Consider the following 25,368-nt stretch of genomic DNA (forward strand, 5'->3'; position numbering starts at 1 on the left):
CTTATCTAAAGGAGGAACTATTATGGGCTTTGGTGGTAGTTGTGGCTGCGGCTTTTCTGGAGGATTTGCTTTATTAGTTGTATTATTTATTTTATTAATCATAGTTGGAGCTGCTTGCTTCTGCTAAAAAAACTATCGGAAAAGACACCCATATAAGGGTGTCTTTTCTTCATAGGGTGCTGACGTATCGCCATCAAGCTAAAAGAACGAGTTATCCCCAAACAATAAATACGAGTAAAATGCACAAACTTTTCGTTCTCAGGGTGGTATGAGATTTTAACTTGATGGGCATGGGGTACAGCCGTCATTTCAAAGGTTTGCGTATCAAAAATTGTGATTAAGTATGAATTTACTAAAGCCGACAGCAATCAGATAATATTCATCCCCCCGATTGCTGTCGGCTTTAATTTTAAAGTTTAATTAAAAAATTTTTTCTTGTTATTTTTGATGTAGCTAACGACAATTACAAAGTAAATAACAGCTATGAGATTAATTATGCTTAATGTTAGACCTGATGGATTGGACCAAGGAAGTACAAAAAGCCAAAATACTACTAAAATTGAACTCAGTACATATAACCATTTGAATTGATCTGTCATTTTTAATTCCCCCATTTTTCCTTCTTTGATGATTTTATTTTTCAAGAAATCATCTCCTTTAATTAATTCATCAATGCTAATATTGAATAAATCACTTAATGTAATAAGTGTTTCAATATTTGGATAACCTTTTTCAAGCTCCCATTTAGAAACTGATTGTCTACTTATGTTTAATTTAAGAGCTAGTTCTTCTTGGGATAAGTTATGCTTTAAGCGTTCTTCTTTTAGCTTTTTATAGAATTCCATGATTTCAACTCCTCTAATTTTATTTTTACTATAAATTACAAAAAATCGTAAGAATCAAAAAGTAGAATGATGTAACCTACGAGTAGCAAATGTTTGAAACAGGTGGTTGCATTATGTGTTAAAGATATTTATTATCTTCCGCAATCGAGCGCTTTGGCGGAACAACAAATTTTGAGGTTCTTACAAAATTCTTTATTTGATGGGCATGTAGCTTTATCCTCCTTTGAAATACTCCAACGCAAAATGAAATAACATTTCGACATAGAATATCAATCTATACATTATGACAATTACCTTTAATATCTGAATTTTCCGTAAATTGGAGGATATCACTCAAACAACCTCGAATATTGTAATAAATATACATAAGGAGGTTGATTTATTTTGTTTCGTTCCTTTACAAATGGTTGCGTCGCCTTAGTGCAACGCTTCTTACCAGAACCGTTTATTTTATCCTGTTTATTGACGGTTTTCGTTATCTTCTTCGGCATGTTTGCAACACATCAAACACCAGTTGAAATGATTACCCACTGGGGTAATGGTATTTGGGGCTTACTTGCCTTTTCTATGCAAATGGCTCTTGTACTCGTGACAGGATCTGCTTTAGCAAACGCTCCTCTTATTAAAAAAGGATTAACGAAAGCGGCGAAACTACCCAAAACAAATGGCCAAGGTATTATTGCCATTTCTATTATTAGTTTACTAGGAGCATATATAAACTGGGGATTTGGCATTGTTGTATCTGTTTTATATGCAAAGGAAGTCGCAAGGCAGTTAGACGGACTTGATTATAGACTAGCAATCGCTTCTTCTTACTCCGGATTTCTCATTTGGCATGCAGGTCTTTCTGCTTCTATCCCTCTTACGTTAGCTACAGGCGGCGAAACGTTAATCAAAACGACAGCTGGAAGTATTAAAGAAGCGATTCCAATAACAGAAACGTTATTCTCACCATACGCTCTCGTTCCAGTTATTATCTTTTTAATTACGATGCCTCTCATTAATAAAGCAATGCATCCAGATGAAAAACATACGATTACAGTAGATCCAAGTGTGTTCCATGAAGAAGCTGCTGCTCAAGAAGTAGAGCAAAACACATTCGCTGAAAAAATGGAGAATAGTATTGTCATTACACTTTGCATCGGATTATTAGGTCTTATTTATATTTTTAACTATTTTAGTACGAAAGGCTTTAACCTTACGCTTGATATCGTCATTTTTATGTTATTAATTGCGGGACTTATTTTCCACCGTACTCCGATTCAATATATTCGTGCTTTTTCTGACTCAACAAAAAGCGCTTCTGGTATTTTACTTCAGTTTCCGTTCTACGCAGGAATTATGGGGATGATGATTGGAGTGAATAGTGAAGGTCTTTCACTTGGAGGAGCTATTTCTACTTTCTTTATTAGCATTTCAAATGAAAACACATTCCCGCTCTTTACATTTTTAAGTGCTGGAATTGTTAATATTTTCGTTCCATCTGGAGGCGGTCAATGGGCAGTGCAAGCACCAATCATGATTCCAGCTGGAGCTGAACTTGGTGTACCTGCTGCAAAAACAGCGATGGCAATCGCATGGGGCGATGCTTGGACAAATTTAATTCAACCTTTCTGGGCGTTACCAGCATTAGCGATAGCTGGTTTAGGAGCTCGTGATATTATGGGATTTTGTGTTGTTAATTTACTTTATGCCGGCGTAATTATAAGCCTATGTTTCCTTTTCATTTAAATAATTAATTACCCGAAAAGCTAGTTTTATACTAGCTTTTTTATATGATAAATCATTCACTTTCTATACAATTTATTATCTTTCTCCACACTATCTCTGTATGATTTAACGCTTTATATGCAAACAAATCTTCGCACACTTTTTCAATCATATGAGGATTGTTCTTCAAGAAATTCCACCGTAGCACTTTAGGAAGAAAATATTTTTCATATTCTTTACTTCCCCTTATCACCTCATCAACTTCTCTTTCACAAATCCCTCTTATTAGATAATCATTTCTTAATTGTATCTGAATTTGTTTAAACGTTTCGCTGCATTTCTTCAATTGGACTAAACACTTTATATATGTACGAAAAAGTTCGTCCTCATAATTACAACACTTTATAATACGATCGATTTCATTCATAATTTACGAGCCTCTCCTTCTATTTGTAACAGCCATTTTTCACGCTTCGTTACTTTACTCGTTTTCACAGATTGAAAAACAGAACGCTTTATATTACGAATGCCACAAAAGCGTAAAACTCCTCTTTTCATCATAATCCAATCCGCCGATCGATATAATAGTGCCACGTACCATAACGGTGAGTCTAACGTGTTAATAACCCACGCCTTCTTTCCTTTAAATAAACCTTTCGGTAATGCCCCCTCATATTTATAAGCAAATCCAGCTACAAAAATACGATCGATAAATCCTTTTAAAATAGCAGGCATGCCCCACCACCATATCGGATATATGAATAGAAGAGTATCGGCCTTCTGTACTAATTCCCTATATCGCTCTGTCTCTTCTTCATATAGTAAATCACGTCTTTTCTTCTCCTCATTAAATACAAGTACTGGATCGAATTGTTCCTTATATAAATCGAGTAGTGTAACAGAATGATTTGTTTCTTGCAGTCCTTTTTGAACATGCTCCAAAATCGATGCATTAAAACTTGAAGGACTAGGATGAGCGTATATAATTAATATATTCACTACAAAGCACCCCCTTCTACAGTTAAATTTACCCTTTCTTTAACATCTTCTCTACGATTTGCACATTTTTAGAACTTTGTAATAAACGATTTAATACCGTTAGTAACTCTTCTTTTTCTAAACCTTTCAGTTGCTCTTTAACTGTACTCTCGCCAGCATCTTGAATTTCATAAACAACCGCCACCATATGCTTGCAATAATTTTCATAAGGACACTCGCAGCTACTTTCTGTAAAATCTTCAAGATCAATAATCACTTCATAATTCCCTGCATTTCCAGTAACGAAAGCAAATACTTTCTTGTCGTGTATTTCAACATCTTCTACATGTCCATCTTCATAATATTCATAGCCTCTATCTATAATGTACTTTGGAATCCATTTCGTTATATCTTTTAATAAATAAGCATACATAACAGCACCTCTTCCTTTAATTCCCTTTTGACTTCCAAAACCCTGCGTGTTATTCTAATTACTGTCAAGTAGCAAGTCTACGTGACAAAACAACTGACACCTATTCGGCGAAGGTGTCTATTTTTATTTGTAGCCGATATGAAGTGCCTCTTTCAGGCACATTCAATTTTTGACACTACACACTCAACACCATTCCCTTGTATCAGGCTGCTTTAGCAGTCTTTTACTCTACATACTTCGTTATTCCAAGAAAAAAAAGAGAGCTTAGCTCCCTTTTCTCGCTTTATAAAATACCCCTTTTTCAGCATAGAGATATTCATCAGAAGCTAAAGTAATTTTCCCATCCAGTTTGAGTTCATCTAATAGTCTTGATAAATAAAATTGATGTAACATTTTTTTCGTGAATTTTCCTTCATGATGCGAAACGATATGTTCTTGAATATCTAACAATGATATTGGCTTATCTTGCTCTATCATATATTCATAAACTGCATTACGCAGTTTTACGTATTTTTCGAGTGTCACAGTACTTCGCAACCCCTTTCTTCTTATTATGTATTTTCGTAATCGGTTTTTTTGCAACAAAAAAACCTCTCCGATAAGAAGAAGTTACGTATATATCTTCGTCTTATCTCCCAGAACAAATATGTTCTGCTGGAATTAGCACCTGCATCGCGGTTGCTGGGTTTCATCGGGCCAGTCCCTCCACCTCTCTGGATAAGAAAATATTCACTTTGAATCTAACTATACGTATCTTTATTGTAATTGTCAAATAAATTATATTTTCTTCTTTATTGTTCATACTACAAACAGATGTACAAAAGGAGGTTACTACGTTGCAAAAGAACGCCCGTGGATACGTACAAGATTCATTTCATTCGCTACAAGAAGCGAAGCATTGTTTAGAAGATGCATTACAAACTGTTGAAAAAGAAAGTAATCGCGCACGTATTGAACAATCCCTTTATGCTGTAGAAGAAGCATTACAAAGATGTGATTATACCGTTCATATTTTAGAACAAGAATGAAAACTTCCCATCAAAAGATGGGAAGTTTTTTTCAAATGGCATACTTCATCATTATTGCCGTTATTATTAAAAAATATACAGAATTAACAATTTCCAAAATCCCTACTTTTAATATAGAAATTTTTTTACCATACAACATAATTGCTCGAATGACACTTGGTACGAATATGAGAGAACACCATGGATTTATAGCAAATACGATTACCGTTAATACAATATGATATCCCCAAGATATATAACGATACTTCGGATTATTTTTTTCACGAATCATTGTTTTCACGTAAAACGTGCTTCCTAAAAAATATAAGAATGAAATAAGCGCAATGAATACTGCTGTTCTATCAATAAATTTCATTGAGAAATAATAACTGATTAAGCCGCCTATACAAAACACAACAATCGCGCAAATGTCATTTAGTAATGCTCTTTCATTTTTTTGACGAGCGTAATACATGTTTACAATAAACAAAGGAATCAGTAATACTACGAATAAAAGAATTCGCCATTCATATAATAAAGAAATCATCCCAAATACGAATGCACAAATAAAATATACAATTGCAGCGTGTAGAAACTCTTTTTTTCTTCTTTGCTTTATGTACATGAGAAATGGATACGTAGCTAAATAGATAAAAAACCAAGCTAAAAACAATGGAATATGATAAAAAGTAGGTTTGCCAAGTAATAAACTTAATAGAAATGGAATGACAAGCATCGCCCATGCTCCATGCTGTTTCGGAATAACTAACTTCATTAACTATACACCTCCCTTTTGAAAATAATTCTCACCTATTATTATACAAATAACTTCATATAAAAACGAAGATATATTAAATCTATTCTTTGACACTTTTACAATAAAGTGAAACTTTAATTAGTGGGGGTTTTGTTCGTCCCCCACTGATTATTAGCCCACACCAATCGGGCGTTTACGGGATAAAAAAATGCTTCTTACAATTTGTAAGAAGCATGAAAGAGGCAAACGAATATGTAAGTCGCGACCCTACCTTATATGAGTATGCTTTTCTATGTCACCTTATGCTCATCTAATATACCATATTTCTTTTTAAATCTTGTGAGGATCGTAATCCATGAAGTACTGAATAGCAGTAGGAAAATAACATTCGATATCGCATGACTAAGATCGAAAGAAAAACTTGCGACATAGTAGGCAATAACTGTTTCCCACGTTGCTTCTCGTATAAAACCAAGAAGCCCCCAGAAATTCATAATCCATCCAAAAACGAATCCAACGACAAAGCCATATATGAGCCTTCCCCAAAGCTTTTTCATTAAAAATGTGTTGCGCAATAGTCCAGCTATAAATCCAATCATGCCCCATGAAAACATTTGCCACGGTGTCCACGGACCTTGTCCTAAAAAAATATTAGATACAATGGCCGCTGTTGCACCAATCATAAAGCCAGTTTCACTCCCAAAAACAATTGCAGAAACGATAATGACAAAGGAAGTCGGTTGTACACTCGGTAAAATAGAAAATGGTACTCGACTAACCGCTGCGATTGCTGCTAACACGGCAACGATAACAATTTCACGTGAAACAAACGCTTTCCGTTCAAAGCGGACATAGAAAGGTAACATAATGACAGCTAATAAAAACAAACTACTTACCATGTAATAACCATCCATAATAAGAGTGGTAAAGAGTAGTGTACATATTACAACAGTAAAAATAAATGTTATGAATGCAACATATCGTTTGGACACGCTTCGTACACATCCTCCCACGTTAATGCAAATGGCAACTCTTTTCGAATGAATCGATTAATAGATGTTGTATAAAAGAAATTGCCACTAAAGAACTCTTTCGGTGTATCATTCATAATGACTTTCCCATCAAATAACATCATGCATTGATCTACATATTTTGCTGCAAACTCAATATCATGCGTTGCCATCACAATCGTTGTACCTTCTTTTTGCAACTGCTTAAATAGCTCTCCTACTCTTGCTTTCTTCCATGGATCCAGGCCTTTCGTTGGCTCATCAAGTAATAATAAAGTTGGCTTTGATAATAACGTTGTACATAATGCGAGTAGTTGCTGCTCTCCCCCGCTACAATCATGCGGATGCCGATCGATAAGTGCTTCTAGCCAAAAATTCTTTAACATTTCTTCTGCTATTGCTTTTCCCTCTTCGCCATATAATTCACGAGCACGCTCATAAACCTCTTCCCACACTGTATCAAATGTGAAATGATAGTACGGATGTTGTGATACATATCCTATACTTTTAAATCGTTCTTTCGAATCGATTTTATGTATCACTTTTCCACTCCACTTTACTTTCCCCCTTCGAGCTTTTTGTAATCCTGCTAAAATCGTTAACAGTGTAGACTTCCCGGTACCATTTTTTCCAACGAGAGCTGTCCATTTTCCTTTTTCGATATTCACTGTCAAATCTCGCAAAATGATTGGACTATTTTTTTCATATTGAAAAGATATATGTTCTGCACTTAAAATTACTTCTTGCTTCTCACGTTGTTCCACTTGCTGATCCGTATATTGTATCGCCTTAAAATCATTCATTTTCATTTGTGCTTCTCGCACTGTAAACGGAATATCTTTCACATTCCACTCTAAAAACAATCTTGGAATTTGCGGAATGAATGGACGGAATTTGTCTACTTCCCACATTTTCGCTATCACACTTTTAGGCGTACCATCATAAATGATTCTTCCGTTATCCATACAAACGACACGAGTTGCTAGCGGTATCACTTCATCTAAACGATGTTCACTTAAAATAATCGTAATTCCAAGTTCTTCATTAATACGCTTTAACAATCCTAAAAACTCTTTCGCAGCAATCGGATCTAGTTGTGCTGTCGGTTCATCCAGTAATAATAGCTTCGGCTGCATGACTAATACCGCAGCCAAATTTACTAGTTGTTTTTGCCCACCAGATAAAGTATGGACAGATTGGTGTAACAAATCTTGAAACCCTAAAAAACTAATGAGCTCCGCTATTCTTTTTTGAATAATATGTGATGGTAATCCGATATTTTCTAAAGAAAATGCTAGTTCTTGAATCACTGTATCCATTACGAGCTGATTTTCTGGATTTTGAAATACCATACCAATTTCTTGTGCAGATAATAAATCTGGTACATTTTCTAATAAAGCACCATCATAATATGTATGTCCAGAACGCGTGCCAATTGGAAGTAACTCCTTTTTGAAATGTTTTAATAAAGTTGTCTTCCCAGAACCTGAACCGCCAGCAAGTACGATAAATTCTCCTTTTTGAACAGAAAGAGAAATATGCTGTAACGCTCCTTCATTTTCATCAGTATATATAAATGATAAATTCTTTATTTCTGCATGCGCCACCATATCCATTCCCACCCTTCCATTACAAGCGGTAAGCTAATAAACATCATAAATAACAAAAACATAATTCCATCGTATTGCTGGAATAGTATTGATTCCACTTTCGGATAAATGATCAATTTCCCTCCGCCGTAATAACTACATATGAATGAAGTTATTAATAGAAAAACTAAATAACTCAACGTATACCAGTCACGTCTTTCCATTCTATATCGAATATATGTAGTACGCTTCGTTACACCAAACCCACGAGCTTGCATAGAATCCGCCGTTTGAAGTGCATCTTCTAGTGAACAAATTAATAATACTTGCAGTAACTTCATCCCATTTTTTATACGCTCAATGAGTGAACCTGAATCTAATTGTACACCTTTCGTTTTTTGGACGAGTGTAATTTTCTTTAACCGCCTAATAAATAAAGGAACAAATCGCACTGTAATCATCGTTAATAGTGAAACTTTCGGTGAAATTCTTGAAAACAAATATAAAAATTTATGACTTGAAATAATATCGTTATAAGATGCAAAAGTAAACATTACCGCAACTAATAATAATCCCATAACAAGTCCATACATACAGGCCTCAAGCTTAATCCGGCTATCTCCTAAATGAAATAACGTAGTCGCTCCTCTATGTGTTAATAAAGAATTAAATAAAATAACCATTAAAAAGAATACAATAGTACTCGGTAGCATCTTTCTTATTTTCTCGCCATTCCCTTGTACTATATTTATGGTTACTATTAGTACAATCGCTCCAATTAAAAAAAGAGGATGAAGACACATCATACATAGTATCATCACCCCAATATAATAGAAAAAATTCACAAAAGGATGTAAAGAAGAAAAGCTTATTTTCATAGTCCTTTACCGAAGATCCTTTCCTATTTTAATACAAACACCCACTCAATTGTATCTCCTGGTTTTACTTTAACTACACCAGCACTATAATTTGGAAAAGCACCGTTCACACGATATTTCCACCCACTAGTAGCAGTAATATCTTTTTCGTACAAATCATTAATACCTTTTACATAAATACTGTCTTTAGAGCCCATTGCATCAACCTCTAGTCCTGTACTCTGTAGCACACTGTAAACTGTATCGCCTTCTTGTACGTCAACCTTTTTCGCACCTAATAAGTATCCTTCATGACCTTTTACGGAGATAGTAACTTGTTTCGCTTGCGGTTTCGGTGGTTCTGGCGGATTAGGTGGCACTGGTTTCGGTAGTTCTGGAACAGTTACGTCTTTTCCACCTTTATTCGGATCAACTTTTTGCTCCTGCTTTGGTGTTTCTTTCGGCTGATTAACAACCTTTGCTTCTTCTTTAACCTCTGGAGCTTTCGGTTGCTGCTTATCTTCTTGTACTTTTTGTTGTTCCGGTTGTTTATTTGCAGCAGGTTGTTCTTTCGGTTTCTCTTCTTTCTTTACTTCAGGCTGTTCCTGCGCTTTTTCTTCTTTTTGTTCTTGCTTATCTTTCTGCTCTTCTTGTTGTTTCTGTTCCGGCTCAGTTTGTTTCTCTTCCGGTTTCGTTTCATCTTTTTGTTCTTCTTGTTTCGCTACTTCTTTTTGCTCTTCTTGCTTTGGTTCTGCCTTCTTCTCAGGCTTTACAGCCGTTTCTTCACATCCGGCTAATAATCCCAAAGAAAGAAATAAAGAAATGAACCATTTCATCTTACTCATGCTGCCCCTCACCTTTCATAATAAAATTAGGAGCAAATAATTGCTCCTAATTTTTGTTAAGCTACTTTACGTCTCCATAATACATATGCAGAAGCAATACATAATACACCCATACCTACTTCTGTAGCTGTACTATGAGAAGATGCTCCTGTTTGTGGTAATTGATTCTTATTCTTGTTTGTTTCTTTATTAACTCGTTCGTTATCTACAACAACTTTCAGATTTTCATCTTTTGGTTGTTTTTGTAACTCTTCTTGTTGTTTCGGCTGTTCTACAACTTCTTTTTCTTCTACAGTTGTTTCTGGTTCTACAATTGGTTTCGTATCGATTTCATTACCTGATACATTTGACAAATCATAAATCGATTTCCCAAGATCTTTAAACTGAAGTAAAGCTAAAAATGCTTGCTCTGTAGCCATTCCGCTACCTTTTTGATCTTTTGGTAACCATTTGAACTCACCATTTGGAAGCTGGTATGACAGTAAATTTTGTACTGCTTTATTAAGACGATCGTGATCTACATCTTTAACTAGCGATAGTCCAATAATTGCTTGTGCAGTACTATTAGAATTCTCTTGTCCATCAGCAGCAAAGCCACCATTGTCTAACTGCTGCTTGTATAAGTAATCAACAGCTTTTTGAATAACTGGCTTAACATCTTGTTGTTCTTGGTAAGGAGCTAATGCTGCTAACACCATACCTGTTACATCAATGTTACTAGCACTTTCTTTTTTACTTGAACTATCATACGTCCAGCCGCCATCTGTATGTTGCGCCTGTAAAAGTGCTTGTACTAATGCAGCTCGATTCCATTTCGCTTCAACTGGAACCTCATATTTCTTTGTATCAAATGCAAGTAAAGCAAATGCGTATCCTGTAACAGAATCCACTTTATCTGATTCAAACAAATTTTGTACTAAGTTTTGTCCCTCTATCTTTGTAGGATCTACATTCATTGCATTCATCATGATAATCGTTCTAGCTAAATCTGTTGCTGAAAAACGATTTAAACGCTTCTTAACCTTTTCGGCTACTGGCTTAACATAGTTTACTTTCGTTTCCACCGGAATGTTCACACCTGAACGAGCAAGCCCAATCGCTACCCAATCACTACCAATTCCATCTTGTAACATCTTTTCTGACGTTTTAGAAATTGCTTCGTTTAATTGTGCTGCTGGAATTTGAATATTCTCTTGCTTTGGTTGTTCTGTTGTTTTATCATTTGTTTGCGTTCCGTCTGTCGGTTTACCATTTTCGCCTTCTGGTTTTGTTTCGCCTGTTGGTTTACCATTTTCGCCTTCTGGCTTTGTTTCGCCTGTCGGTTTACCATTTTCACCTTCTGGTTTTGTTTCGCCTGTCGGTTTACCATTTTCGCCTTCTGGTTTTGTTCCGCCGTTAGGTTCTTCCGTTTTACAAGTTCCGAACTTATCTAACGTTTCTTTCAATGTTTCTTGACTCATATTGCTCCAGTCTGAAACGAAACGGAATACAACAACATCCCCAGATTTTAATTTATAACTATCTGCTCCAACTTCTGCAGATTTATCATTTACATCGTACACCCAACCGCTTGTAGCCCCAGCCGTTAAGCCGTCAATGCCTTTTACATACGTTCCAAACGACATCGTTTCAGATGCCACTTTGTCCCCCATGACTTTTTGTAGCAAACTTAAAGCTGTTTCCCCATCTTTAATTTTCGCTTCTTTCGGACATAACATAATGCCCTTTTGTGATTCACCAATAATTGCAAGTTTTGCTGTATTTCCTTCAGCAAACGTAATATGTACTGAATTCGTAAAAGAAACAAATACAAGTGCCACTGCCATTAATGATGTAAGCAGCCATTTCTTTAACATTGCCATCCTCAATTATTCCTCCCTTTACTAACATTTACACAAAAAAAGACCCTTCAAGGGCGTGCGATTGACACTCTCATTTTGTAAGTGTCGAACAAAAAGCGCACAACACCTCCTATCCGCATTATTCGCGGCTATATTTGTATAGGAAAAATAATTTCGTTTATGAACGCACCATTGTGATAACATTCACTTTTCTAGGCAAAATTTACTTCCATTTCAAGTTATCGTAAAACAATAAACCTATACATTCTGTAAATTATAAATTTCTGTATTATTTTACTATTGACAAAGGATTTTGTCCATGTTTTATTAGATTTATTTCCCTAGAATACTATCTTATTAAGTTCTAATTAATAGAACTCACTACTTACTATGTAAGCTCTTTTCACTAACAATGACTCCATCTTCATCCACATAAACATATTCATTCGGTTTCCATTCAACTTCTCCAAAATTTAATGGAATCTCTCTTTCTCCTTTTCCTTCTTTTATACTTCTATTTGGCATCGTCCCTAATGCTAAAATACCGATATTGATATTTTTCAGCTCTCTAGAATCACGAACATAGCCATTTACAATAATTCCTGCTAAGTTTCTTTCTTCCGCAATAGCCGCTAAATTATCACCGAGTAGCGCACAATTTGTAGAGCCCTCACCATCAACAACTAATACCGTTCCTTCTGGTAGTGTTTGTAATCCTTCTTTTACTAGTACATTATCATCCTTCACTTTCACCGTTGCGATTTTTCCATAGAATTGCTCTTTCTTCCCATAAGACTGAAAAGACTGGCGACATATTTGTAATTCATTTTCAAATTCATCACATAGATCAGTAGTTTTCCACATCTCTTTCCCTCTTTTCCTATTTCTTTTTATATTACATATTCTTGGATTTTTTTCGTTTCCCTGTCTAATGTTGTAATAATTTGCATATGAAGTAAAAGCCAAATAAGAAAACAAAGTAGTTTTAAAAACTATTGCTTTAAGGAGAAAGCTTTATTATAATCTATCACACATAAGAAAATTCAGAATATTAAAACTTAACCATGTGAAAGAAGGAGGGATTTCATGCAACTACAAACTGAAACGAAAAAACAACCTAGTCAATCAAGATTTAAAATGCCTGATGCATATGTTCTATTATTTTTTATCGCTTTACTTTGTGCAATTGCAACTTACTTTGTTCCTGCTGGGGAATTCAAAAGAGTTACAAAAGGCGCCATTACCACAACAATACCAGGAAGCTATCATTCTGTTCCGCAATCTCCTGTAGGGTTTGTTTCTTTTTTTACTGCTATTGAAAAAGGAATGACACTTGCTGCCCCAATTATCTTTTTAATTTTATTCACTGGTGGTACAATAGCTATTCTCGAAAAAACAGGAGCTCTAGATGGCTTAATCTATCATGTTATTAACAAATTCCGTAATCAGCAACTACTTTTCATTTGTATTGTCGCAGCACTCTTTTCCATTCTTGGAACGACTGGCATTATCGTTAACTCAGTTATCGGCTTTATCCCCATCGGCATCATCGTTGCACGCACATTAAAATGGGACGCTATCGTAGGCGTAGCGATTATTTATTTAGGCACTTATGCTGGCTTTAATGCTACTTTATTATCTCCCTCACCTTTAGGCATTTCACAAAAAATCGCAGAACTTCCGATGTTTTCGGGAATTGGTTTACGTGTCGCAATCTATATATCTTTTTTAATTGCTACGATTTTGTATATACATTTTTATGTCAAACGTTTAAAGAAACCGAATAAAGGCAGTATCCTCGGAAACGACTGGTTTCCAAGCAACGCACTTTCAAATAATAATGAAGAAACACATAAAACAGATGTCTCTTGGACAATTCGCCATAAATTAATATTACTAGTTACGTCATTATCTTTAATTGCATTTTTAATAGGGGCTTTTCGTCTACATTGGTCGGATTCAGAAATGACTGCCACTTTTATCTTTATAGCAATTGCAGCTGGAATCATTGGTGGTATGAAAGCAAATGATATCGCTTCTACCTTTCTAGCAGGATGTCAAAAACTTATATACGGTGCGTTAATCGTTGGAATGGCTCGTTGTATTTCAGTCATTTTAGAACAAGGAAAACTGCTTGATACAATCGTTAACCAACTCGCACATTTTCTTGAAGGGCAAAGTCCTGTATTCGGCGTCATGGGAATGTATATTGGAAGTGCCGCACTACATTTCCTTATTTCATCAGGAACAGGAGAATCTGTTATTTTCATTCCTATTCTAGCGCCTCTAGCAGACTTAATGCATATTACACGCCAAGTGACTGTAGAAGCGGTTATGCTTGGAGAAGGCGTAGTAAACTGCCTAAATCCAACCTCTGGCGTATTAATGGGCGTACTCGCAGCAAGTGGCATTTCTTACGGGAAATGGATTCGTTTTATGGCTCCCCTTGCACTCATTTGGTTTATAATTGGACTTATTTTTCTTATTGTTGGCGTGAATATTGAGTGGGGACCTTATTAAATAATAAAACATATGAAGCTATCACTATTCAAAAGTGATAGCTTCATATGTTTCTATAACTGCTCGGCTTTAAAACATTACACCATTATTTATAGGCTGTTATTGTAAATTTTCTTACCTTTTTAGAAAAGATCAATTCGATAAATTGTAATTTTATGTAAGATAAATTACAATTTAAGTAGAATAATTGATTTAAGAATACATTCTTAATAATAATTAATTGTATACATATTATAAGAAAGGATGTGATTAACTAATGACTTTCAGCTCAAAAGTGGACATCTTTTTTATAACTTTTATATTTTTAACCGTTTTTCTAATGAGTTCACTACCACTGCTTCCCCAGTTCATTTATGGAGAAACGTCATTATCTATTGTAATTATTTTATCTGCTATTTTTGTTATTTCAGTAGGTCTAATATTTTGGTACGCAACTTCTATTAAATATGTTTTCAATGAAGATTATCTTTTAATTAAAGGCGGCCCATTCAAATGTAAAATTCCGTATGAAAACATAATAGAAGTTTCTCCAACGAATGAGAGATTCACTGGTTATCGAATTTCAGATTCTGATAAAGGATTTGAAATATTGCTCACATCAGGTCCCCTTAGAAATGTAAAGGTTTTACCAAAAGATAAAATAAAGTTCATCACCGAATTAAGCAAACGATGTCCTAATGCACTGATTCAATAACTCAAATAAATGGCGCTAAACATTTTAAAATGTCCTTTACACAGGGTATAGATTATTATGATTTATGAATAAGGCGAAACTTAATCAGTGGGGGTGCCCCTCCCCACTGATTATTAGGCCACATCAATTGGTTATTTACAGGCAGTTACTCTCCCTTTCAGCTTCCTCACATTCGCTGGATTTTGATGTAGGAACCTTACTGCCCACATATAGCGAGATAAAATGCGTATCCATCCAATTCACAATTATTTCTTCCAGGTTCGGATGAAGTGGCTTAGCTGCTCCTTCCGCATAAATCTTTTTAAATTCCAACGCTTTAAAATCACCTTCAAAATATTTTAAGGTATGATCCATATTTTTTATTACATGTACTTCAGAATTACCCTTAACATAATTATCAATTCGCTTCGCTTTTTCGGGATCTGTCTGAAAGTCCTTATCACCAGCAATTGCTAATACTGGACATGTTACTTTCATTAAATCTTTATAAATGTCATGCTGAAAATGCTCTCTAAGCCATTTTGCATTCATTGGCTTAAATCCAATTTTAACAATATCTTTTTTGGAGTTTATCATTTTCTCTGTTGCTTTTTGTGCCTGCTTTTCACCTCGTTTCTCAATATTGAGAAGACGCATTAGCTTTCCTTTTATTCCTTTCTGCTCTTTTAACTCCTTATAAATAATCTCTCTTTGTCTTTTAGTAGCTTCTTCTAACGATTCCGCAGCTCCCGTAAGTAATATAAGCCCATTAACTGGTGTTTTTGCATTGACTACCGTCGCTAACATACATCCTTCACTATGACCAGCTAAAATGATTTTTTCCGAATCTACAAAAGGTTGCTCTTTCAAATACGCAATAACAGCTTCTATATCGGATACTAAATCCCACATCCCAGCTTTCATAAATTCACCCTCACTTGCTCCAACACCACGTTTATCAAAACGTAATGTAACTACTCCGAGGTTCGAAATTAAATGTGCCAAATCTTTATACATATTCACTTTCATATTCAGTGGCACTATTGTTCCATCGCGATCAACTTCGCCAGATCCAGCGATAATTAACACAGCGGGATATTTCCCAACACTTCTTGGCTTTGTAATTGTAGCTTGTAACGTTACACCGTTATTTATGACTACTTCATATTCCTCAAAACTCATATTTTCATCCCCTTCTATTTTGGTCCATTTATTAATAAAATCCCAATAACATATCTATTCTTTTATACTTAATTTAAACTTCAATGACGCTACGATACTTTTATAAGCTGACAATTCCTTCAAAGGAGTAAAGAGTGGATTCTCTATAATACTTTGCATCATGCTTTCTTTAATAACGGATTCACTTCTAACCGTTTTCGCTCCAAGTGGAAACTCCTCAAACCACGAATCAATTGCATCGAAATATGAATCTCCGTGTAATTGTAGACTATTTAATGTAAAACTAGCACCACAAACGGTCGCATATTTACGTAACATTTCCAACGCACTTTCATAGTTTTCTTGCATACAGTATACTTGTGCAGCAGCGTAGTAGAGCTTCAAAGTCATATTAGGATGTAAATTTTCTAGATTATAAATTTCTATAAGTATAAATGCTCTATTTAAAATGATGTCTACCCTTTCCACACTTGATGCATTTAATAGTAAATAGTTTGGTATTACCCCAACTAGTCGCATTAAATGCTGATACATACTAATTTGCATCACTTCCTTCGCCTTTGGCGCATTCCCAAGCATTTGATACGCCTGCGCTATTAGCTCTTCATCTGGAAGGTTAGGACGTATCGTTTCACCGAGCAAATGTAGAACTTCATTCGGCCTTTGTAATATAAGATTACATGTCGCTTCTAACGAGGCTGCCTCTTTAGCAAGAGAAACATCCTGACTTTCTTCCTGTACTCGATTAAAAAGATGAATCGTCTCTTCTATTATTTCAATTCTTTCATCCGTATCTTCCGTCAGCATATGGTGATTAATAAATAGTACGCCCATCTGAAGTAATAAAGGAAAACAGGAATAATATTTTTTTATCATTTCTCTACACTCCATCATTACTTCATCAAACGGCTTTTCACTAAAGGCTTGCGCAAGTCTATGATATAAATTTTTAATATCTTCCTGTGTCATTTGTGGTGCATACCCTATTAATTCATCTACACTTATATTAAAGTACGAGGCTAACTTTGGTAAAAATGTAATATCCGGATAACTTTGCCCCGTTTCCCATTTTGAAACAGACGCCTTCGTAATCCCTATATATGCTGCCAATTCTTCCTGTGTAATGCCTTTTTCTTTCCTCTTAGCCGCAATTATTTTATGAATATTTATCTCTTTCACATCATCACCTCATACTTTTATTATATGCTTTTATTTCAGACAAAATATGGATTTGAAGTCAACTTTAATTAACAAAATCAACCATTAGGAAACATCCTCATAAAATAAAAAGAAGTTCCAATAAACTAGAACTTCTTTTTCTAAGTATATTTATTTCGTTACTTCACCAAATTTTGCTTTCGTTACTTTCGCCAAATCTTCAACTTTAAGCTCAATTTGCACACCAATTTTCCCGCCACTAACGATCATCGTTTCAAGTGATTGGGCGCTCTCATCAATGCATGTAGCAAATAACTTTTTCATTCCTACTGGTGAACAACCGCCGCGAATATATCCTGAAACTTTCGTAATATCTTTAACGGGAATCATTTCTATTTTCTTTTCACCAACCGCTTTTGCGGCTGCTTTTAAATTCAGTTCCTCATCGACCGGAATGATAAAAACATGATAATCTTTACTATTCCCTTGAGCGACAAGCGTTTTATATACTTCTCTCACTTCTCTACCAATTTTCCCCGCAACTGAAACACCATCAATTTTCCCATCGTCCGGATCATATGACATCATCGAATATTCAATTTTTTCTTTATCTAATATTCGCATCGCATTTGTTTTATCTTTTTTCATGAGTTTCTCCTTAAAAAATTATTTCATATTATTAAGATTTCTTTTATTATACACCTTTTTTAAATTACCCTGCATAACTTCACTCATTTTTCAAAACTGAAAATATTGATATTTCAAAAATCTTCTGTTATACTTTTGAAAAAACTTATTAAGGAGAGATTTGTAATGCGAACTTTTAATACTTCTTTCCAACTTCATCATCATACGTAACGCCGTGTATCCGAAGAAAAATTTTTCTTCGTGGGTACAGGGCTTTTCCTGTTGACCCACGAAGCGTTCATAAAGCTATGTGGGTATTTTTATACCTGCATAGCTTTTTTTAATTTAAAAGAGGAGTGATAACAATGGAAATGAAAAATGTAAAAGGGACAAAAGACTATTTACCTGAGGAACAAGTATTACGAAATAAAATTAAAAGAGCGTGTGAAGACACATTTGAACGATATGGATGTAAACCTTTAGAAACTCCAACATTAAATATGTACGAACTTATGGCATATAAATATGGTGGTGGCGATGAGATTTTGAAAGAAATTTACACACTTCAAGATCAAGGAAAACGCGAGCTTGCCTTACGTTACGATTTAACCATTCCATTCGCTAAAGTTGTTGCGATGAATCCAAACATTCGCCTTCCGTTTAAACGATATGAAATTGGAAAAGTATTTCGAGATGGTCCAATTAAACAAGGGCGATTTCGTGAGTTCATACAATGCGATGTTGATATAGTTGGTGTAGAGTCTGTAATTGCAGAAGCTGAATTAATGGGCATGGCATTTGAACTTTTTCGTACATTAAACTTAGATGTACAGATTCAATATAATAATCGAAAATTATTAACTGGTATTCTCGAGTCTATAAACATCCCTACTGAATTAACGAATGATGTTATCTTGTCATTAGACAAAATTGAAAAGATCGGCATTGATGGTGTACGAAAAGATGTATTGGACCGTGGAATTACTGTGGAAATGGCCGATACAATCTGTAATACCGTTTTATCTTGCCTAAAGCTCACTATTGCCGACTTTAAAGAAGCTTTCAATAATGCACTTGTTGACGATGGTGTAAACGAATTACTACAATTACAGCAATATTTACTCGCTCTCGGAATTAAAGAAAGTACTATATTCAACCCGTTTTTAGCAAGAGGACTCACAATGTATACAGGAACTATATATGAAATCTTTTTAAAAGATGGAAGTATCACATCGAGTATTGGTAGTGGTGGTCGCTATGACAATATAATCGGAGCCTTCCGTGATGATAATATGAGCTATCCAACTGTAGGGATTTCATTCGGTTTAGATGTTATTTATACAGCGCTGCAAAAACAAGAAACGATAGCATCTACGGCAGATATTTTTATCATTCCACTCGGGACAGAATTACAATGTTTACAAATCGCCCAAAAACTACGTGCTACAACTTCCTTAAAAGTTGAACTTGAACTAGCTGGTCGTAAGTTAAAGCGTGCCCTTAATTACGCCAATAAAGAAAATATCCCGTATGTACTTATTATTGGAGAAGAGGAAATTACTACAGAAACCATTGTGCTGCGTAATATGAAGGAAGGCACTGAAGTAAAGATTCCCCTTTCTTCTTTAGAAAATAACACATTTAAAAACTATATATAATAAGAGCCACCCTCCTTTGGGTGGTTTTTCTAATGAATAAATAAAAAACGAATTAGTTTACATAACATAATTATCGTTATACTTTAACGTAAATCACAAAAACATATCTACAAACACAAAAGAAGTTTATAATTCATAGTGAATTGAAAAATAGAAGTTAGAGAAAGATTTTTCAACCCTATACAAAAAAGAGGGCAGATATGCATCTCCCTCTTTTTTCTAACTATTTTTATTATTATTCTTGTTCTTGCTCGTCCATAATCTTCTCAAACGCCGCAGATACTTTTTCAAATTCCTCATCACTTTCAATGTATGAGAATTCGTCATCTTCTTCTACTTTTAAAAAGAAGATATCAACGTCTTCCTCTGTTTCCGCTTGGATGTCTTCTACAAAGGCAACTGCAATGTATTCTGCTCCTTCGACATCCATCGCTCCAAGCACTTCAACTTCCTGCTCTTCATTATTCTCGTCGCTAAGGCTAAAAATTTCGCCTACTTCAATATCTGACATATTCATTCTCCTCCTATCACACTCTAAAAAATAGAACGTTCAAATCGTATACTCACTAACATATCTTTCCATAAAAAAGTTGAATTCATACAGAAAGAACAACAAATTCTTGTTGATTCAGCATAAGTATGCAAATAATACTATACGCGATAATTGTAAATTTTTATACTAAAGTGACTTATGCAACAATTCCAGTACATCTTTCATCACATAAGGACCATCTTTTTTTACGTGCTCTGCAAATTCAGAAACGAGACGCAATGTTTTCACACTTTCAATTGGATGATCACCTGACGCACTTTCAGCAGAAAGCATAACTGCATTCGTTCCATCCAGTACAGCTTGAAATACATCCGTCACCTCAGCTCTTGTAGGAATAGAATGATCTACCATAGATTGAAGCATTTGTGTCGCTGTAATTACATACGTATTCGTTCGATTGCACTCGCGAATCAGCATTTTTTGTAAAAGCGGAATAAATTGATAGGGCAATTCCACTCCTAGATCTCCCCTTGCAATCATAATTCCATCCGCTTCTTTACATATATCTTGAAAATTTTCAATCGCTTCCATCGTTTCTATTTTTGCAATTAAATTAGGTGAAGTTTCTGTGTACCCTTGTATAAAATTTCGTATTTCCTTTATATGACTAAGTTTTCGAACGAAAGAACACGCAATAAAATCAACACCCTCTTCTAGAAGAAACTGAATGTCTTTTTTATCCTTCTCTGTAATAGCTGGTAAACTTACGATTGTACCTGGTAAGTTCACCCCTTTATGAGAGGAAATATTGCCACCTGTTTTTACCCTTGTTTCTATTTTTTCCATACTTACCTTTTCAACAATTAATTCAACTTCTCCATCATTAATAAGAATTCTACTTCCAACTTTTACGTCATTCGCAATCCCTACATAATCAACACTTACTTCTTCTTTATTCCCTTGAACTGGATTGGTATGTAAAGTAAATAACTCCCCTGCTTCAAGGGTAATTTGTTCCTCTTTCATTTCACCCAATCTTATTTTAGGACCTTGTACATCCCCTAAAATTTTAATAGAATCGTCTAACGATTTTACTAAACGAATGATATCTTTATGACTTTCATGCGTGCCATGTGATAAATTTAACCGAACAATTTTCATACCATTGTCTATTAACTGAGCTAATGTCTCTTTATTATTGCTTGCTGGTCCAATTGTACAAACGCGATCGATTGTCATTCTTCCCACCATCCTTTTTTTAATGTTTCCCATAAAATAAAGAGAAGATTCTTTTTATAGGAAAGACCGTACTACTTAAGGATACAAAAAGATTTTATGTGATGAGAAGATTTTTCTGAAGAAGTAGCCTAAATTTAACTTTTTGTGTTCAACATTTTGACTCAATAATCATTGTTAGTTTCGTGGCAATGGGGTACTACTAACAAATAGTAAAAAATCAAAACTATGTTTACATACGAATATTAGATTGGGATGCCGAAAACAATCTATGGAGGGACAACAATGACTAATCTTCGTAAAAAGATAATGGGATTAACTTTAGCCAGTACTATAACACTAGGTTCATTAGCTGCAGGAGGCATGATGAGTGGTAATGAAGTAAAAGCTGCGGCGAAAAAAGCAGAGAAACAACCAAAAAACGTAATTATCATGGTTATGGATGGGACAAGCTCTTCTGTCACAACATTGGCTCGATGGTATAAAGGGGCACCTCTTGCACTAGATCAAATTGTATCAGGAGGTATTCGTACGTATTCGGCAGAATCAGCTATTACGGATTCTGCACCAGCAGCCACAGCTTTAGCGACAGGCAATAAATCAAATTCAGGCTATGTGGGCGTATTACCTTCTGTTGTGAATTCGCCTGGCTTAGAACCCGTCAAAGAAGAATGCAAGTTTCGTCCAGTTGCCAACGTCTTAGAAGGTGCCAAACGTTCAGGCCGCGCAACAGGAATTATTGCTACATCAGAAATTCAGCATGCTACTCCTGCTGGTTTCTCTGCCCACCATGCTAACCGCAAAAATTTTGAAGTAATTGGTGAACAGCAAGTTTATCAAAATATAGACGTTGTATTAGGCGGTGGAAAGGCAGCACTTCTGCCTCCGACCAGCAATGGAATTCGTAAAGACAACGAAGATTTAGTAAAAGTGATTCAAGATAAAGGATACGACTTCGTCGAAACAAAGGATGCATTATTAAATTCCAAATCAAATAAAATCTGGGGCTCTTTCTCCAGCAATGCACTTGCGTTCGATATGGATCGTGCAGCAACCAATCCTGAACAGCCAACACTTTCCCAGATGACGGGCAAAGCAATTCAAACTTTATCAAAAGATAAAGATGGTTTCTTCTTATTCGTAGAAGGCAGTAAGGCAGATTGGGCAGCACATGCAAATGATCCAATCGGGATGATTAGCGATGTATTGGCATTTGATGATGCGGTTACGGAAGCGTTAGAGTTCGCGAAGAAAGATCGTAATACTATGGTCATCGCTTTAACCGATCATGGAAATAGCGGTATTTCCATTGGTAACAGCAATACTACAAAAGGATATGATACCACACCAGTATCAGCCTTCATTACCCCACTGAAAAAGGCGAAAATGACACTTGAAGGTGCTACAAATAAACTAAAAGACGATTTATCTAATATAAAAGAAGTCGCTGCTCTTTACGGTTTAGATAACCTAACTGATGATGAAGGTGAAAAGTTAAAAGCTACTTATAAGAAAGCTGATGTAGGTCCAATCCTTACTACATTATTGGCTAACCGTGCGAACCTCGGTTTTACAACTGGTGGTCATACGGGTGAAGATGTATTCTTATACTCTTACGGGCCTCAAAAGCCATACGGTTTAGTTCAAAATACGGACATTGCAAAGACAATGGCCAGAGCAATGGGCTTCCAATTAGGAGACATAACGAAGAAATTATTTTTAGATGCCGAAACATCCTTTAAAAAAATTGGTGCGATTGTAACGATTGATAAAAAAGATGTAGCAAACCCTGTACTTGTAGTAAAACGCAATAATACGGAGGCAAAGTTGTCTGTTAATAAAAACATTATCTGTATCGATGGAAAAGATTATGAACTAGGAAGCATCGTTGTAGAAAGTAACGGGAAATTCTATGTACCTGAACAAGTAATTCAACTATTTTTAAGACATTCTCGCTAAAAAAAGATTGCCTCTTATGAGGCAATCTTTTTTATTTTATTTAAGTATGAAATGTATGTTTTTGTAGTCTAGCTCCACATATCCATCAAACTAATATTCTGAAGTACTCCGAAAACGAGATTTTTATCCTTTGATATTTATCAATGTAGATTCTGTCCGTTTTTTGGAACAACAGGTACCTGAACTTAATAGGGATAGGTGCTATCCCACTTTTTTATTATTTTTTTATTTTTAATAACGCATTATAAATATTTGCTTCTCCAGATCCAAATAATGCATCATGTCCTGGTTTACCGAAATCTTTTGCTGTTTGTTTAATTAAGTTCTCTACTTGTGCAGGAGAATATGTCGGATGAGCCGCTTTAATAACCCCCGCAATTCCCGCTACTTTTGGCGAGGCCATTGATGTTCCATGCATTAAAGCATAGTTATGCAGATCTGAAGTGAAATATGGTTCCAAATAAGTTGGCCATGTACTTAATGTACGATAATGGAAATCTCGCTGTGCTAAATCGCCTGTTTCAGCATATACAGGACCGTTATCACCGCCTGGTGCTGCCACATCAATAAAACTGTTTCCATAGTTTGAGTAAAATGCAATTTTATCAGTTGACCATTGATTAGAAGAAGATACATTAATTACACCCGGAATTTGACCCGGAGTTTCTACATAAGGCCCTTTAAAGATAAGATCGTCTGAGCCATACTCCTTATTTAAATAATCTGTTATCATTTTCTTATCATTCATATTGAGTGATTCGTTTCCACTTGCCGCTACGACTGTTACATTTTTTTGTACGGCATATTGAATTGCACGCTTCCAAATAAGAACATCCGCATTATCGCTATATTTTTTTCCGTTATCATAGTATTTCATGCTATCAAATCCACCGATAGACATGTTTATAACGTCAACATTATCATTTGCAGCCGCAACAATAGCGTCTACAATCCAAGCTGTCGGTGCACTACCAGATTCAGGGAAAACGCGATATGAACGAACTTTAAGATCTGGTCCAACCCCTTTTATTTTGCCATTTGCTGCAATTGAGCCTGCTACATGAGTTCCATGTCCTCCCCTATCCTTCACATCAGCAGGATCACCTTTCTCAGTTTCATCCGCACCAGCTGGTACGAAATTCTGACCACCACTATAGTTTTTTATTAAATCAGGATGATTCGCATCGATACCGCTGTCGATTACACCGACTGTTGCTCCTTTTCCTGTTCCTCCATTCAGCTTATAAGACGCACCATCATTTGTTATATTTTTGATGTCCCATTGATAATTCCAATAGCTGTCTATATTTTCTGGCTGTGGGATATCCGTTACTGGCTTTCCGTCCGCTGCGGTTGGCCTTATTTCTTCTTTATCTAAAGCGTGGAAAACTTCTTGATTTGCAGCTTGGATAGATGAAACCCCTTTCAAGTTATCCAAGAAGGAAGGGTTACTTGACTTTACTTCCATTGCTCCGATGGCAGGAATGACGCGGAGAATTTGCCCACCTGCATTCGAAATAATAGATTGATAATTGCTAGGTAAATCTTTCTTAAAGGCAATCAAATAACTTTTTTCTGTTTGAGTTGAGCTAGATGTTGTTTTTGTTTCCGCAGACACATTGTTTCCTGCTAGAGTACCGAATGTTAAGGCTGTAGCTAATGTCAAAGTGGTGATCCTTAATTTCATTACAATTCCCCCTAAAAAAATTAGTAATGCTTGGATAAGATTCTATTCCACATTAGGAATAGTAAAACCTTCGATAAACTACCTATGTGAAAATATTTTTTTGCTGCTCCTCCCCCATAGCTATCAAGCTAACAAAATAAATATGACGGTCTTAATGAACTCTCTTCAACCAGGACAAACATGTAAAATATCCAATGCTTATGTAGGAATGACTGATAAAGTGCCAATCCATGTGATTATTCGTCAGCTAACAAAAGAACAAAAAAAGATTACAAGATCAAACAATCTCGCTTATCATTGACG

Annotated in this window: 25 protein-coding genes and 1 riboswitch; of the genes, 7 read left to right on the plus strand and 18 right to left on the minus strand. The window is 35.4% G+C overall.

The annotated features are described in order from the left end of the window. Positions 1-22: 22 nt before the first annotated feature. Complete coding sequence (locus ACTFQM_RS11815) at positions 23-127, plus strand: YjcZ family sporulation protein (RefSeq protein ID WP_081806744.1); 105 nt, start codon at positions 23-25, stop codon at positions 125-127. A gap of 289 nt (positions 128-416) precedes the next feature. Here ACTFQM_RS11815 and ACTFQM_RS11820 read toward each other — a convergent pair whose 3' ends face one another. Then, positions 417-845 (minus strand): helix-turn-helix domain-containing protein, encoded by a 429-nt coding sequence (locus ACTFQM_RS11820; RefSeq protein WP_440034453.1) that lies wholly within the window; start codon positions 843-845, stop codon positions 417-419. Between the two features lie 384 nt (positions 846-1,229). Between ACTFQM_RS11820 and ACTFQM_RS11825 the strand changes: the two genes are divergently transcribed. Next, positions 1,230-2,576, plus strand: a complete 1,347-nt coding sequence (locus ACTFQM_RS11825) for a short-chain fatty acid transporter (protein WP_048373104.1) — start codon at positions 1,230-1,232, stop codon at positions 2,574-2,576. A gap of 52 nt (positions 2,577-2,628) precedes the next feature. Here ACTFQM_RS11825 and ACTFQM_RS11830 read toward each other — a convergent pair whose 3' ends face one another. The 4 genes from ACTFQM_RS11830 to ACTFQM_RS11845 form a co-directional block, all read right to left on the minus strand. Then, entirely contained in the window at positions 2,629-2,982 is a 354-nt protein-coding gene (locus ACTFQM_RS11830; RefSeq protein WP_440034454.1) for a group-specific protein, read from the minus strand. Beyond that, positions 2,979-3,554 carry an NAD(P)H-dependent oxidoreductase gene (locus tag ACTFQM_RS11835; RefSeq protein ID WP_440034455.1) on the minus strand — a complete coding sequence of 192 codons (576 nt, stop codon included), beginning with the start codon at positions 3,552-3,554 and terminating at the stop codon, positions 2,979-2,981. The genes ACTFQM_RS11830 and ACTFQM_RS11835 overlap by 4 nt, the downstream gene beginning before the upstream one ends. 28 nt (positions 3,555-3,582) lie before the next feature. Further along, entirely contained in the window at positions 3,583-3,966 is a 384-nt protein-coding gene (locus tag ACTFQM_RS11840) for an SWIM zinc finger family protein (RefSeq protein WP_440034456.1), read from the minus strand. 264 nt (positions 3,967-4,230) lie between these two features. Beyond that, entirely contained in the window at positions 4,231-4,551 is a 321-nt protein-coding gene (locus tag ACTFQM_RS11845; RefSeq protein WP_002172659.1) for a hypothetical protein, read from the minus strand. Positions 4,552-4,591: 40 nt separating this feature from the next. Beyond that, positions 4,592-4,690: riboswitch (SAM riboswitch) on the minus strand. A gap of 112 nt (positions 4,691-4,802) precedes the next feature. On the opposite strand from ACTFQM_RS11845, the gene ACTFQM_RS11850 reads away from it, so the two are divergent. Beyond that, positions 4,803-4,994: a hypothetical protein gene (locus ACTFQM_RS11850; RefSeq protein WP_002172660.1), complete on the plus strand. Its 192-nt coding sequence runs from the start codon at positions 4,803-4,805 to the stop codon at positions 4,992-4,994. A 31-nt stretch (positions 4,995-5,025) separates the two neighbouring features. Here ACTFQM_RS11850 and ACTFQM_RS11855 read toward each other — a convergent pair whose 3' ends face one another. The 7 genes from ACTFQM_RS11855 to rraA form a co-directional block, all read right to left on the minus strand. Further along, complete coding sequence (locus ACTFQM_RS11855) at positions 5,026-5,748, minus strand: YwiC-like family protein (RefSeq protein WP_440034457.1); 723 nt, start codon at positions 5,746-5,748, stop codon at positions 5,026-5,028. 272 nt (positions 5,749-6,020) lie between these two features. Continuing rightward, positions 6,021-6,722 (minus strand): ECF transporter S component, encoded by a 702-nt coding sequence (locus ACTFQM_RS11860; protein ID WP_440034458.1) that lies wholly within the window; start codon positions 6,720-6,722, stop codon positions 6,021-6,023. Continuing rightward, a complete protein-coding gene (locus ACTFQM_RS11865) occupies positions 6,695-8,356 on the minus strand; it encodes an ABC transporter ATP-binding protein (RefSeq protein WP_440034459.1) in 1,662 nt (553 codons plus the stop codon). The genes ACTFQM_RS11860 and ACTFQM_RS11865 overlap by 28 nt, the downstream gene beginning before the upstream one ends. After that, entirely contained in the window at positions 8,329-9,207 is an 879-nt protein-coding gene (locus tag ACTFQM_RS11870; RefSeq protein ID WP_440034460.1) for an energy-coupling factor transporter transmembrane component T, read from the minus strand. The genes ACTFQM_RS11865 and ACTFQM_RS11870 overlap by 28 nt, the downstream gene beginning before the upstream one ends. Before the next feature lie 23 nt (positions 9,208-9,230). Then, positions 9,231-10,031: a DUF4430 domain-containing protein gene (locus tag ACTFQM_RS11875; RefSeq protein WP_440034461.1), complete on the minus strand. Its 801-nt coding sequence runs from the start codon at positions 10,029-10,031 to the stop codon at positions 9,231-9,233. Positions 10,032-10,087: 56 nt separating this feature from the next. After that, positions 10,088-11,893, minus strand: coding sequence for a DUF4430 domain-containing protein (locus tag ACTFQM_RS11880; protein WP_440034462.1), 1,806 nt, complete (start codon positions 11,891-11,893; stop codon positions 10,088-10,090). Positions 11,894-12,253: 360 nt separating this feature from the next. Continuing rightward, on the minus strand, positions 12,254-12,736 hold the full coding sequence (gene rraA, locus ACTFQM_RS11885; RefSeq protein ID WP_002172667.1) for a ribonuclease E activity regulator RraA: 483 nt from the start codon (positions 12,734-12,736) through the stop codon (positions 12,254-12,256). A gap of 222 nt (positions 12,737-12,958) precedes the next feature. Here rraA and ACTFQM_RS11890 point away from each other — a divergent pair, with 222 nt between their 5' ends. Next, complete coding sequence (locus ACTFQM_RS11890; protein WP_440034463.1) at positions 12,959-14,392, plus strand: YfcC family protein; 1,434 nt, start codon at positions 12,959-12,961, stop codon at positions 14,390-14,392. A 256-nt stretch (positions 14,393-14,648) separates the two neighbouring features. Beyond that, a complete protein-coding gene (locus ACTFQM_RS11895; RefSeq protein WP_440034464.1) occupies positions 14,649-15,086 on the plus strand; it encodes a PH domain-containing protein in 438 nt (145 codons plus the stop codon). Between the two features lie 135 nt (positions 15,087-15,221). Here ACTFQM_RS11895 and ACTFQM_RS11900 read toward each other — a convergent pair whose 3' ends face one another. The 3 genes from ACTFQM_RS11900 to ybaK form a co-directional block, all read right to left on the minus strand. Beyond that, the gene (locus ACTFQM_RS11900; protein WP_440034465.1) at positions 15,222-16,247 is read right to left on the minus strand and encodes an alpha/beta hydrolase family protein; all 1,026 of its coding nucleotides are present in this window, start codon (positions 16,245-16,247) and stop codon (positions 15,222-15,224) included. 54 nt (positions 16,248-16,301) lie between these two features. Continuing rightward, positions 16,302-17,426, minus strand: a complete 1,125-nt coding sequence (locus ACTFQM_RS11905) for a helix-turn-helix domain-containing protein (protein ID WP_440034466.1) — start codon at positions 17,424-17,426, stop codon at positions 16,302-16,304. A gap of 150 nt (positions 17,427-17,576) precedes the next feature. Further along, positions 17,577-18,053, minus strand: a complete 477-nt coding sequence (ybaK, locus tag ACTFQM_RS11910; RefSeq protein ID WP_002172672.1) for a Cys-tRNA(Pro) deacylase — start codon at positions 18,051-18,053, stop codon at positions 17,577-17,579. Positions 18,054-18,397: 344 nt separating this feature from the next. Between ybaK and ACTFQM_RS11915 the strand changes: the two genes are divergently transcribed. Next, positions 18,398-19,690 carry a histidine--tRNA ligase gene (locus ACTFQM_RS11915; protein ID WP_440034467.1) on the plus strand — a complete coding sequence of 431 codons (1,293 nt, stop codon included), beginning with the start codon at positions 18,398-18,400 and terminating at the stop codon, positions 19,688-19,690. Between the two features lie 235 nt (positions 19,691-19,925). On the opposite strand, the gene ACTFQM_RS11920 is transcribed toward ACTFQM_RS11915, so the two are convergent. Both ACTFQM_RS11920 and ACTFQM_RS11925 read right to left on the minus strand, forming a co-directional pair. Then, the gene (locus tag ACTFQM_RS11920; RefSeq protein ID WP_002172676.1) at positions 19,926-20,201 is read right to left on the minus strand and encodes a DUF1292 domain-containing protein; all 276 of its coding nucleotides are present in this window, start codon (positions 20,199-20,201) and stop codon (positions 19,926-19,928) included. Between the two features lie 168 nt (positions 20,202-20,369). Then, entirely contained in the window at positions 20,370-21,422 is a 1,053-nt protein-coding gene (locus ACTFQM_RS11925) for a pyruvate kinase (RefSeq protein ID WP_440034468.1), read from the minus strand. Between the two features lie 282 nt (positions 21,423-21,704). Here ACTFQM_RS11925 and ACTFQM_RS11930 point away from each other — a divergent pair, with 282 nt between their 5' ends. Continuing rightward, positions 21,705-23,378 carry an alkaline phosphatase gene (locus ACTFQM_RS11930; protein ID WP_440034469.1) on the plus strand — a complete coding sequence of 558 codons (1,674 nt, stop codon included), beginning with the start codon at positions 21,705-21,707 and terminating at the stop codon, positions 23,376-23,378. Between the two features lie 217 nt (positions 23,379-23,595). Here ACTFQM_RS11930 and ACTFQM_RS11935 read toward each other — a convergent pair whose 3' ends face one another. After that, positions 23,596-25,065, minus strand: coding sequence for a S8 family serine peptidase (locus tag ACTFQM_RS11935; RefSeq protein WP_002172679.1), 1,470 nt, complete (start codon positions 25,063-25,065; stop codon positions 23,596-23,598). Positions 25,066-25,368: the final 303 nt, after the last annotated feature.

Source organism: Bacillus cereus group sp. MYBK30-2 (assembly GCF_051915945.1).
GTDB classification, from domain to species: domain Bacteria; phylum Bacillota; class Bacilli; order Bacillales; family Bacillaceae_G; genus Bacillus_A; species Bacillus_A paramycoides.